We start from the raw sequence: 11,660 nt of genomic DNA, 5'->3' as shown, positions 1-11,660 counted from the left end.
CCAGTCGGCGCGTAGGCGTTTGTGCTGCGATGTCATGTCAACGATCATCTCGCGAGGGTCTGACAGTTTGAGCGGCGCGCATAGTAAGTAGACTGATCTACCTACTAGCGCGACAGGCAAAAAGGGAGGCCATGGTGGCGAGAGTTCCGGCGAGGCAGCGGCTGCTCGACGCAGCGTCGCGGCTGTTCTATGCCCAGGGCATGGCGGCGACGGGGATCGACGCGATCACCGCCGAGGCGGGCGTCGCGAAGATGAGTCTGTACAACAACTTCTCCTCCAAGGACGATCTGGTACCGGCATACATCGAGGCCCGGCACGAGGAGTGGCTGGAGTTGTACCGGACGAGGCTTGCGCAGGCAGAGTCGCCGGAGCAGAAGGTGCTTGCGGTCTTCGACGCCTACGCCGACCACGCGAACGCGGCCTATAAGCACGGCTTTCGGGGCTGCGGACTGCTCAATGCGGCAGCCGAGTTGCCCGTAGGGTCGCCGGGACGCGACGCCGTCCGCCGGCACAAGGAACAGATCGAGGGCTTCCTCGTTGCACACCTGGAAGAGGGCGGGCGGCCCGACGCGGCGGCGCTGGCCGAGCACCTGTCCTTCTTGCTCGAGGGCTCGATGAGCCGGGCGGGGCTGGAGGGGAATTCCGATCGGATCGTTCATGCTCGTCGGCTGGTTGCCTCCTTGCTAGGCGTTGAGTGAGCAACGTGCGCCTCGCCGGGATCGGAGCCATCACGATCACGTCCGTCCTCTGGTGCACCACCGGAACGGCCGCGACGTTCGCGCCGCACGTCGGGGCCACTTGCGATCGGCGCCGCAGCGCTCGGCCCGGGTGGCCTGTTGCAGGCGATCATTGCGGTCGGACCGCTGCGGGCGGCTCGGCGGCAGTTGCGTGTGCATCGCGGACTGATCGCGCTGGGGGCGATCGCCGTGGCCATCTATCCGTTGGCGTTTTACAGCTCGATGCACCTGGCCGGCGTCGCCGTCGGGTCGGTGGTGTCGTTGGCTTCCGCTCCCCTGGCCTCTGGGCTCTTGGAGCGCATCGTCGAACGGCGACGGCTCAGCCGCTGGTGGGTGCTGGCTGCAGGCATCGGCGTCGTCGGTAGCACGCTGCTGTGCCTGTCGAAGCTCGGCGATCCGACGGGCTCAGCCGCTTCGACGACGGCCGGCATCCTGCTGGCCCTGGTGGCGGTGGTTCTGCTGATTCTGGCCTTCGCGCCGGTGACCACCGACGACTCCGCAGCCGCTATCCGAGTTGGGCGACCAGCTTCGCCGGCGCCGTCCGGCGGTACGACTCCTCGATGAGTTCCTCGATCTCGGTCCAATCCGTGTCTTCGGTGAGCAGCACGCAGAGCCATCCGTAGGGGCCGATGTAGCCGGGGACGAAGGTGTCGTCGCGCTCGAGCAGCGACAGCCGCTCGTCCTCGGGTAGCAGCACTCCCACTGACTGGGGGTTTCGCTGCCATTGGCCTTCCACCTTGTTCGACATGCCGTACCAGACGAAGACCTTCTTGGTGAAGAAGGTGGGATGCCCCACCGAAAGCTTCTCCTGGGCACCGGGCAGCGCGAGGGCGATCGCGCGAACGCGCGCCAAGATGGGATCGTCGGGATCGAACATGTGCTCGTGGGCCATGCCCCATCGTCGCATGGAGAGCGGTCATTGGAAGTCGCGCGAGGTGTGATGCACGGTGACGGGCAACGGCTCGGCGTAATCGGCCAGCAGGTTGGTGACACCCTCCGGCGAGCGTTCGAGGATGCCGCGGAAGATCAGTCCCTTCGACTCACGTACTAGCCGACGGTGCCTGGCCCAGAAACCCATCGAGCAGATCACGTTGATCATGCCGTGCTCGTCCTCGATGTTCACGAAGGTGATGCCGGAGGCCGTCGACGGGCGCTGCCGGTGCGTGACAAGGCCCGCGACGTGCACCCGTCGCCCGACCTCGGCGGTGCGCAGCGCGGCCGAACTCAACACGCCGCGTGCATCCAGCTGGGGCCGGAGATGGGCGAGCAAGTGATCGGAGGGGGCGATGCCGGTGGCCCAGATGTCGTCGGTGAGGGTCTCCAAGCTGGTGGGAACCTCGAAGAGCGGTGGTTGCAGCGGCGCCACCATGCCGGGCAGGGTGCTCGCTTGATCGAGGGCGGCGGTGCCGGCCCGCCACAACGCCTGGCGTCGCGTGAGCCCCAGGCACTCCAGCGCGCCGGCGGCCGCGAGCGCGGACAGGTGCTCCTCGTCGAGGGCGGCGCGTCGGGCGAGATCCTCCATCGAGGCGTAAGGACCATTGGCATCGCGTTCCTCGACGATCTTCTTCGCCTTGTCCTCACCGATTCCCCGGATGCTCGCCAGTCCGAGCCGCACGGCGAAGTTGGCGTCGCGACGATGATCCGCGCCTCGATCGGGGGCGGTGCGGTCGAACTCCCCCACCGGCGGCTGGTCGCGCTCGCAGCAGGCGTCCATGCCCGTCGGCTCACGAGCTTCGTCGACGGGTTCCAGATCGGCACCAGCCTGCGAGCGCGCCAGGCAGGGGCGACGGATCTCGACGCCATGCCGACGGGCGTCGGCGGTGAGGGTGGCCCCGGAGTAGAAGCCCATAGGCTGGGCGCGCAGCAGTCCGGCGAGGAACGCTCCCGGGTAGTGCAGCTTGATCCAGGAGCTGGCGTAGACCAGCAGCGCGAAGCTCAGCGAGTGCGACTCGGCGAAGCCGAAGTTGGCGAAGGCCTTGATCTGGGCGTACATGTGTTTGGCTTCGTCGCCGGTGATGCCGTTGCGGGCCATGCCCTCGAACAATTTCTCTTCCAGCGACTCGATCCGCTCGATGCCCCGTTTGGAGCCCATCGCCCGGCGCAGCAGGTCGGCGTCCTCACCGGTGCACTCCCCCACCGCCATCGCCATCTGCATCAGCTGCTCCTGAAAGATGGGCACGCCGAGGGTGCGCTTCAGCACCGGTTCCAGCTTGGGGTGGGCGTAAGTGATGGGATCTTTGCCGGTCTTGCGGCGCACGAAAGGGTGTACAGCACCGCCCTGGATGGGGCCGGGACGGATGAGGGCGATCTCGATGGCCAGGTCGTAGAAGCGTCGCGGTTGCAGGCGCGGCAGCAGCCCCAGTTGGGCCCGCGACTCCACCTGGAAGATCCCGATGGCATCGGCCCGACAGAGCATGTCGTAGACCGCCGGCTCCTCCTTGGGGATGGTCGAAAGCTCCCAGTGCTCGCCGGTGCTGGACTCGATGATGGTGAAACAGTGCTGCAGCGCGGCCAGCATGCCCAGGCCCAGCAGGTCGAACTTCACCAGCCCCATCCAGGCGGAATCGTCCTTGTCCCACTGGATCACCGTGCGCTTCTCCATGCGGGCGTGCTCGATGGGCACCACCTCTCCGACGGGGCGTTCGGTGAGCACCATGCCGCCGGAATGAATGCCGAGATGGCGGGGGGCCTTCAGAAGCTGGGTGGACAGATCGAGCACGAGCGGCGGGATATCGGACTCCTCGTCCGAAGGCGGCAGCGTCCAGTGCTCCACTCGCTTGGCGAAGGCATCCTGCTGGCCAGGGGAATAGCCGAGCGCCCTGGCCACGTCGCGCACCGCGTTCTTGGGCCTGTACTGGATGACGTTGCACACCTGCGCGGCGCGGTCGCGGCCGTAGCGTGTGAAGACCCACTGGATGATCTCTTCGCGACGATCGGAGTCGAAGTCGACGTCGATGTCGGGCTCCTCGTCGCGCATCGCCGAGAGGAAACGCTCGAAGGGCAGGTCGTAGCGGATGGAGTCGACCGCCGTGATGTTCAGCAGGTAGCAGATGGCGGAATTGGCCGCGGAGCCCCGACCCTGGCAGAGGATGCCTCGACGACGGGCCTCCGCGACGATGTCGTGCACGATCAGGAAGTAGCCGGGGAAGTCTTTGGTCTCGATCACCGCCAGCTCGCGCTCGATCCGGTCGCGGCCGGCATCGTCGAGAGTGGGGTATTTCTCCGGCACCGCGCTCCACACCAGGTGTCGCAGCCACGACATCGGAGTGTGGCCAGGCGGCACCTCTTGCTTGGGCAGCGCTGGCTTGGCTCGTCGGAGCGGAAAGGCGAGTTCGTCGGCGAGCTCGACGGTGCGCTCCACTGCGCCGGGATAGCGGGCGAACAGCCTTGTCATCTCCTCGCCGGAGCGCAGGAAGGCCATGCCGGCGGCGGGCAGCCAGCCGTCCAGTTCGTCCAGGCTGCGGGTGGCCCGGATCGCCGCGACGGCCTGAGCCAGCGGATGCTGCGCGGGGGTGGCGTAGTGCACGTTTCCGGTGGCCAGCGTGGGCAAGCCCCGAGAGGCAGCCAGCGCAGCGAGGGCGTCGTTGTGCGTCGAGTCCAGGGGATGGCCGTGGTCGGTCAACTCCACGTAGACGTTGTTCCGGCCGAAGAGATCGACGAGGCCGTCGAGTTCTCGCCCTGCCGCCTCGATCCCCTCTTCAAGGAGGGCTCGTCGGACGGCTCCCTTGCGGCAGCCGGTGAGGATGCGCCAGTGGCCGTCGGCGGTCTCACCGAGGGCGGGCAGCTGGTAGATGGGTTTGCCCTTCTCACCGCCGGCCAGTTGGGCGGCGGTGATCGCCTTGGCCAGCCGGTGATAGCCCTCGGGCCCGGCGGCCAGCACCAGGAGATGGCTGCCGGCGGGGTCGGCCTCGCCCTTCTGCGGAGCGGGCAGCTCCAAGGAGAGCTCAGCTCCGAAGACGGTCTTGACCTTGGTCTCGACGGCGGCCTCCGCGAACCGGGCGACGCCGTAGAAGCCATCGTGATCGGTGAGCGCCAGCGCGTGGAGGCCGAGGCGCTCGGCCTCCACCACCAACTCGGCCGGCGAGGACGCGCCGTCGAGGAAGGAGAACGACGAGTGCGCGTGCAACTCGGCGTAGGGCACCACGTCTTCGGGTCGCTCGACGGGCGGCGGCACGTACGGCCCGCGTTTGCGCGAGAACGGGACGTCCTGCTCCGGCCCGTCGTGCTTCTTCGCCGTCTTCTTGGGGGCGCTCAGGGTGCGCTCGAGCTCGGCCCAGCGCAGCGGCGGATTCTGGAAACCCATCAGTCGTACCGGGCCTCGGCCCGCCACTGACCGTCGCTGTCGCAGAGCAACAGCCAGGCGGTCTGCGTGTCGTCGACCACCTGGAACCGGTGCGCCTTCCGCTGGCGTTCTGGATCCCAGGTGCGCTCGTCCAGCGGCCAGGGCCCAGCCCAAGCGGCGACGGGGTGCCGACGAGCGCCGTCGATCAGCATGGCCGGGGCCGCCGAGACGGCGCCCCGGACGTCGACGCACACCCCCGAACCGTCGGCGGCCACCACGCTCAACGCCCGAGGTTCGGGGAAGACCGTGGAGGGCAGCGGCGTGGGGACATGACCGGGCCACGGCTGATGGGGCGACAGCGGCAGCACCACCCGTTCACCCCAAGCAGTAAGCACCTGGCGTTCGGCCAGCGATCGGCCGCCGCCGATGGCCGCCGTGAGCACCGCGTCGCCGCCCAGCATGGCCTGCACCCGGGACAGAGCATGGCGCACCCGCTCGTCGGGGCCGGAACCGAATAGCCCCGGACTGTGATGGGCAGCAGCGTCGACGGCCACCGGCTCCAGCCGCACCCGCACCACGCCACTGTCGATCTGGTTTCCGGCCGCGGCTTGGAGCTGCCAGCGCACCCTGTCGACCACCGCCGAGGAGTCGAAGGCCGACGGATGCAGCCAGACCCGCTCCGAGCGCTCGCCCTCTTCGGCCGTCAGCTCCACGCGCAGCTCGGTGCACACCAACTGCTTCTCGGCCAGGCCTCCGACGAACTCGTCGGCGGTGGTGCGCACCGCGAAGGCCACCTGCTCCACCAGCTCCAGGGCCGGCGAGAACTCGACCTGCCGGGCCAGCTCCGGCGGCGGGGTGCGCGGCTGCACGCCCCGCGGATCTCGGCCTCCGGCCAGCGCGTGCAGGCGTACCCCGTTGGGTCCGAAGCGGTCGCGCACCTGAGCCTCGTCGAGCGCGGCGAACTCGCCCAGGCGACGCACGCCTAACCGGGGCAGCAGAGTAGCCAGTTCTGCCTCGCCGAGCCGATTGACAGGCAAAGGAGCCAGGAAGGCCGAGCCCTCCCCCTGCGGCACGATCCGGATGGGCGAGGCCTCGTAGGCGGCCTGTTCCGCCGTGAACAGCCCGTCAGCCACCCCACCTCTGACATTGGCCATGCCGCTGTCGATCATGGGCTCACGCAGCCGGCCCATGGCCTCTTCCTCGCCGCCGTAATAGCGGGCCGGGCCGCGCATACGCAGCGCCACCAGCCCCGGGCGGATCACCTGGATGCCGGGGGTCACCTGCTCCAGCAGGTCGATGAGCGGCGCGAACATGCGGTGATCGCGGTCGATATCTGCGGGAACCACCCGCAGCGAGGGACTACAGCCCTGAGCCTCGCGTCGACGCTGCCCCCGGCGAACCCCTTCTGCCCGGGCGCGCGCGGAACAGGAGACCACCCGGTTGTTCTCCACCACCGCCACCGGCCCCTCGACGCTGCCCCCAGCCGCCAGAGCCCACGCCGCCACCGGCCATTCGGGAAACCACAGCACGCCGCTGCGCACCGGGAGCTGGGGCTGCATGTTCTCTGCCATCAGCCCACCGCCTGAAGACGGCGTTGCGTCGGTATCTCGACCGACGCGGGAGTGGTGACGGGGGCAACCCGGCCATCGGGACCGGGCAGCAGCAGCCGCGTGCGACGCGGCATGGGATAGCGCTTGGAGGTGACGCTCAGCGTCGCCTCGCGCCCCTCGAGGTGTCCGTAGCCGGTGCCGACCCCGGACCAGACCGAGCTCTCCACCCGCAGCGTCGCCTCGGCGCGTGGCCACTGCCCGACGACGAGCATCGTCGATTCGCGGTCGCGCAGGCGCGGGGCCAGCCGATTGGCGTCGGCGGGGCTCACCGAGCCGCTGGGCCGCACCGCGATCACTCCCAGTACCTCGGCCAGCGCCGCCACCACCGACAGCCAGCGTCGCCCCGGATCCGGCACCAGAACCAGACGATCCATCGCGACGCCTGCCTCGTGCGCGGCCTCCGCCCCCAGCTCGGGGATGCCCACCACGCCGCACCAGGCTCCATCCTTGGAAGGCTCCGCCAGCAGCGCCAGCAACAACGCCCCCGGAGCGTCCAGGGCGTAGGCGGAACCCCGTCGAAGGCCGGGATCGGGCAGCACCTCGGCCACGCCGTCGGGCACCGGAAACAGCCGTGTCCGAGCATCCGCAGGGCCTTGCAACTGCCGGATCAGATCCGGCAGCGGAGCGGCTGTTTTCGAACGCGTGAACACATACTAATAATCAAACGCTCGACCGAATCTGTCAAGAGAAACGGTCCCTCGGACGCCCCCATGGACACCCCGATTCCGCTTGTCAGACCCTCATGAAAAGGTCTTCACAGGGATGCTCAGAACAGGCCCGGCCAGCGGTAGCTGCCGTGTACGAACACGACGTTTCCGGCCGGTCCCTCCCACAAGGAGATCCACGAGGGCTCGTTGCCCTTCTTGTACTGCGGCGGCTCAGCGAGGGCGCTCAGCTGCTCGCCGACGAACCACTCGAGACCGCACCCTCCGCCTCCCCCGCAACCGCATTCCTCGAAGGCGACGAGCGCGCCGGCACGAACGGCCTTGAGGGCGTCAGTCTCGGCGATGTCGTCGTAACGCTCCGAAAGAATGTTGCCATCGAGGTCACAGAGGTTGCCCTCCCGATTCAGCGTGCCGGGGCAGATCAAACGAGGGTCGACCGTCTTCGGTTTGACCTGCTGCTCCGCGACGATCTCCGCCATCGTCCGCGCCGACGAAGCGCTCCGCGTCTTGCGTGCCACCGGGATCTCCTCTCCTGTCAGCGTCCCGCCATTGTGCCCGTATTCATCGCCGAAGTTCGACCGATAGCAATGGACGACGCCGAGGCGCCCGCTCAGTCGCTGAAGGTTGCGGCGTCGATCACGTAGCGGTAGCGAACCTTGGAGGCCACCACGTCGTCGTAGGCCTCGTTGATCTGAGAGGCCGGGATGACCTCGACGATGGGCGCAAGATTGTGCTCGGCGCAGAAGTCGAGCATCTCCTGGGTCTCGCGGATGCCGCCGATGTTGGAGCCGGCCAGCACTCTGGCCTGGCCGGTCAGTGCGCCGAGGCTGAACGTCGACGGGTGCTCCGGCAGTCCGACGTTGACCATCACGCCATGAGCCTTCAACAGCCTCAGCATGGCGTCGATGTCAACCCCGTCCGAGATGGTGCTGAGCAGGATGTCGAAGGAGCCGCGCAGCTCGCGCATGCGGGCCTTGTCCTCGGTGGAGACGTAGTCGACGGCACCGAGCTTCAGGCCATCGTCGCGCTTGGAGAGGGTGCGCCCGAAGACGATGGTCTCCGCACCGAGGGCCGCGGCGAACTGCACGCCCATGTGACCGAGGCCGCCCATGCCGACGATGCCCACCCGCGTGCCTGGGCCGGCGCCCCAGCGCTTGAGCGGGCTGTAGGTGGTGATGCCCGCGCACATCAGCGGCGCGGCATGCTCGAGGGTCACCGAGTCGGGAACGCGCATCAGGTAGTCCTGCTCGACGGTGATGCCCTGCGAGTAGCCACCGGCTGTTGGCAGGCCGTCGCGGCCGACGCCGTCGTAGGTCCAGACGGCGCCGGGGCGTCCGGTGCAGAACTGCTCTTCTCCCGCCTGGCAGTTGTCGCACTCGCGGCAGGAGTCGACGAAGCAGCCGACGCCCACACGGTCGCCCACCTGGAACGTCGTCACCTCGGAACCCACCTTGCTCACGACACCCGCGATCTCATGACCGGCCACCAGTGGGTAGCGCACCGGCCCCCACTCTCCGCGCGTGGTGTGGATGTCGGAGTGGCAGATACCGGCGTAGTGGATGTCGAAGTAGACCTCCGTCGGGCCAGGCTCACGCCGGGTGATGGTGGTCTTCTCGTAACGGCCGGTGGGCGAATCGACGGCGTAGGCAGCAACCTCGGGCATGAGTGTTCTCCTGAAAGATCGGGTCTCTCAGAACTCTAGAGCAGCGCGCGCTGCGGTCCGACAGCCTGGCTACTCGGCCAACTGAGAGAAATCGTTGTGTTTCGTAACTCCAAGATCTAGGTTAGAGAACGGCAAGTTTCTTAACTTCCTTGATCTCAGGAGATGCCATGATCACCACTTCCGTCTTCCCCTTGCAGACGTTCGGCGCGAGGGACGGTGCGGCAGTGGGAGGCAAGGCCGCCAACCTCGGCGAGATGCTGCGCGTAGGGATGCCCGTCCCCCCGGGCTTCGTGGTCACCACCAATGCCTATGCGGAGGCCGCCGAGAGCGCGCGGATCGCCGACCTGCTCACGAACCCCGACGTCTCACCCTCCGCGCTACGCGACGCGCTCTTGGCGATCAGCCTGCCGGAAGAGCTTCGCGAGCAGATCACCGACGCATACCGCGACTTGGGAGACGATGCTCCCGTCGCCGTGCGCTCCAGCGCCACCGCCGAAGACCTGCCGGGCACCGCCTTTGCCGGACAGCAGGACACCTATCTGAACGTCGTCAGCGCGGATGCGGTGGTCGACGCGGTGCAGCGCTGCTGGGCGTCGTTGTGGAGCGACCGCGCCGTCGCCTACCGGCGACAACTCGCCATTCCTCCCGCAGAGGTGCGGATCGCCGTCGTCGTGCAAAGGATGGTCGAAGCGGAAGTCGCGGGCGTTATGTTCACCGCAGATCCGGTGAGTGGGGCGCGCGATCGCGTCATCGTCGACGCGGCGCGCGGTTTGGGTGAGGCGGTGGTCTCCGGGCTGGTCACCCCGGATCATTACGTGCTGGACGCCACGGGCACGCTCCTGGAGTGGACGCCCGGTCGGGCGGAGGTGGTGATCCGCTCGGTCAGCGGAGGCGGCGTGCGACACGACGCGGCCGACGCAGGTACGGGCCGGCCTCTTCTGGGCGACGCGACACTCAAGGAACTCGCCGACCATGCCACGCGGTTGGCTACCCACTTTGGACGCCCGCAAGACATCGAATGGGCCTGGGCCGACGGGCGGATCTGGATCACTCAGTCGCGGCCGATGACCGCCCTCCCGCCAGACACGGGACCGCTGAGCTTCAGCCAACGGCTCCAGGCGTCCGTGCTCACAGAGTTCCTCCCGTCGAGGCCATACCCGCTGGACGTAACCACCCTGCTCACCCGCGGTCCGGCGACGATGATGAACGAGATCACCCGCCACTACGGCCTCCGCCACGCCTTCGACCTGATCTTCCGCGAGGAAGACGGCGTGCTGGTGGAATTCAAACCCCGAGCCTTCCGTCCCGGCCCAAAGGCGGTGCTCAACCCCATCCGCATTCCCCTCAAGGCGCGGCGCTTCCGCCCATCCGACTGGGCACGGGATCCCCGGCAGCTGGCGTTCGTCGACGAACTCGAACGCCTGGAGTCGCTGGATCTTTCGACGGTGCCCTGGCCTTCCCTCGTGCAGCTGCGGGAGCGCAGCGTCGCCACCCTCGACTACTGCCGCGACATCCGCATCGATTATCTGCCCGGCGCGCTGCTGGCCATCGCTCGCTTGGCGCTGCTGACCGTCGTGCTGCGTCGGCGGCACCTGCTCACGGATTTGGCGGGCGGCGGCGCCACCATCACCGATGCCTACAACAGTGCGCTGGCCGAATTGGCCGACGAGGTCCGCGCGACCCCGTCGCTGGTCGCCCTCTTCACGGAGCAGGAGGCTGCCGACGTTTGGACGGAGCTGACGACCAATCCGGAGCACGCGGCTTTCCGCGGGCGGACCGAGGCCTTCCTCCGCACTTACGGTCGCAAGGAGACCGCGTCGCCATTGCTGGTGAGCGCGCCGACCTTGGCGGAGTCGCCGGAGATCGTCGTCGGGCTGATCGGCTCGCTCGCGCAGCGACCTGCGCGCGACAAGCAAGCGCGGTCGCGCTCAGCAGCCGCGCTGGCGGAGCTGCTCACCCATCCGCTGCTGCGAAGCCGTCGGACAAAGGAGCGGGTGCGCCGCTGGGTAAGCGCGGCGCAGGAGGGCGTTGCGTTCCGGGAGGATACGCACGTCGCGTTCTCGGCGCTGCTGCCGTCGCTGCGCCGGTCGGTGCTGGAGATCGCCCGGCGCCTGCACCGGGCCGGGCTGCTGGCGGAAGAGTCGGACGTGTTCCACCTGCGATGGGACGAGATCAAGGCCATTCACGATCCCGACCGGATCCCGGGCCAGCATGCCGAGCAGCTCCGGGCTGCAATCCGGCAGCGCGCCGCGAAGCGTGCAGAACTAGGACGCACTCCCCTGATCGATCTCACCCGAGTCTTCCCGCGCACCCCTGACGGCGACGCCCTCGCGACGGGCACCCCCGCCTGCGCGGGCACGGTCACGGCCGTGGCGCGGGTGGTGCACGGTCCGGAGGAGTTCCACCGACTGCGCGCCGGCGAGGTACTGGTGTGCCCCTACACCAATCCCGCATGGACTCCCCTGTTCCAGCAAGCCTCCGCCGTGGTGGTCGACACCGGGGCCATCGCCTCGCACGCCGCCATCGTCGCACGCGAATATGGCATCCCAGCGGTGATGGGCACCCGCACGGGTACCACAGCGATCGCCGACGGTCAGCTGATCACCGTGGACGGCACCCGTGGCAGAGTCACGGTTGGCGCTCCTTGAGATGCGAGGAACGAACCTCGAAAGGAGCGCCGGGCGCCCTGCTCAGGGACCAGCT

9 protein-coding genes are annotated in these 11,660 nt (G+C 68.3%); 3 read left to right on the top strand and 6 right to left on the bottom strand.

Annotation, left to right across the window (positions count from 1 at the left end):
- Positions 1-131: 131 nt before the first annotated feature.
- Together P0D62_RS15295 and P0D62_RS15290 are read left to right on the top strand one after the other, a co-directional pair.
- The gene (locus P0D62_RS15295; RefSeq protein WP_275703423.1) at positions 132-698 is read left to right on the top strand and encodes a TetR/AcrR family transcriptional regulator; all 567 of its coding nucleotides are present in this window, start codon (positions 132-134) and stop codon (positions 696-698) included.
- A gap of 138 nt (positions 699-836) precedes the next feature.
- Entirely contained in the window at positions 837-1,301 is a 465-nt protein-coding gene (locus tag P0D62_RS15290; RefSeq protein ID WP_275703422.1) for a hypothetical protein, read from the top strand.
- On the opposite strand, the gene P0D62_RS15285 is transcribed toward P0D62_RS15290, so the two are convergent.
- The 6 genes from P0D62_RS15285 to P0D62_RS15260 all read right to left on the bottom strand — a co-directional run bounded on the left by P0D62_RS15285 (position 1,243) and on the right by P0D62_RS15260 (position 8,957).
- A complete protein-coding gene (locus tag P0D62_RS15285; RefSeq protein ID WP_275703421.1) occupies positions 1,243-1,629 on the bottom strand; it encodes an MmcQ/YjbR family DNA-binding protein in 387 nt (128 codons plus the stop codon). The two genes, P0D62_RS15290 and P0D62_RS15285, sit on opposite strands and share 59 nt — an antisense overlap.
- Positions 1,630-1,653: 24 nt before the next feature.
- The gene (locus P0D62_RS15280; protein ID WP_275703420.1) at positions 1,654-5,040 is read right to left on the bottom strand and encodes an error-prone DNA polymerase; all 3,387 of its coding nucleotides are present in this window, start codon (positions 5,038-5,040) and stop codon (positions 1,654-1,656) included.
- Entirely contained in the window at positions 5,040-6,590 is a 1,551-nt protein-coding gene (locus P0D62_RS15275) for a DNA polymerase Y family protein (protein WP_275703419.1), read from the bottom strand. The genes P0D62_RS15280 and P0D62_RS15275 overlap by 1 nt, the downstream gene beginning before the upstream one ends.
- Complete coding sequence (locus P0D62_RS15270; protein ID WP_275703418.1) at positions 6,590-7,279, bottom strand: hypothetical protein; 690 nt, start codon at positions 7,277-7,279, stop codon at positions 6,590-6,592. Before P0D62_RS15270 ends, P0D62_RS15275 begins: the two co-directional genes overlap by 1 nt.
- Before the next feature lie 116 nt (positions 7,280-7,395).
- The gene (locus tag P0D62_RS15265) at positions 7,396-7,812 is read right to left on the bottom strand and encodes a hypothetical protein (RefSeq protein ID WP_275703417.1); all 417 of its coding nucleotides are present in this window, start codon (positions 7,810-7,812) and stop codon (positions 7,396-7,398) included.
- Positions 7,813-7,904: 92 nt separating this feature from the next.
- Complete coding sequence (locus P0D62_RS15260) at positions 7,905-8,957, bottom strand: NAD(P)-dependent alcohol dehydrogenase (protein ID WP_275703416.1); 1,053 nt, start codon at positions 8,955-8,957, stop codon at positions 7,905-7,907.
- Between the two features lie 167 nt (positions 8,958-9,124).
- Here P0D62_RS15260 and P0D62_RS15255 point away from each other — a divergent pair, with 167 nt between their 5' ends.
- Complete coding sequence (locus P0D62_RS15255; RefSeq protein WP_275703415.1) at positions 9,125-11,605, top strand: PEP/pyruvate-binding domain-containing protein; 2,481 nt, start codon at positions 9,125-9,127, stop codon at positions 11,603-11,605.
- Positions 11,606-11,660: the final 55 nt, after the last annotated feature.

Origin of the sequence: Tessaracoccus caeni, from assembly GCF_029211185.1 — a bacterium.
Taxonomy (GTDB): Bacteria; Actinomycetota; Actinomycetes; order Propionibacteriales; family Propionibacteriaceae; genus Arachnia; species Arachnia caeni.
The sequence above is the reverse complement of the archived record's forward strand: the minus strand, read 5'-3'. Positions and strand labels throughout refer to the sequence as shown.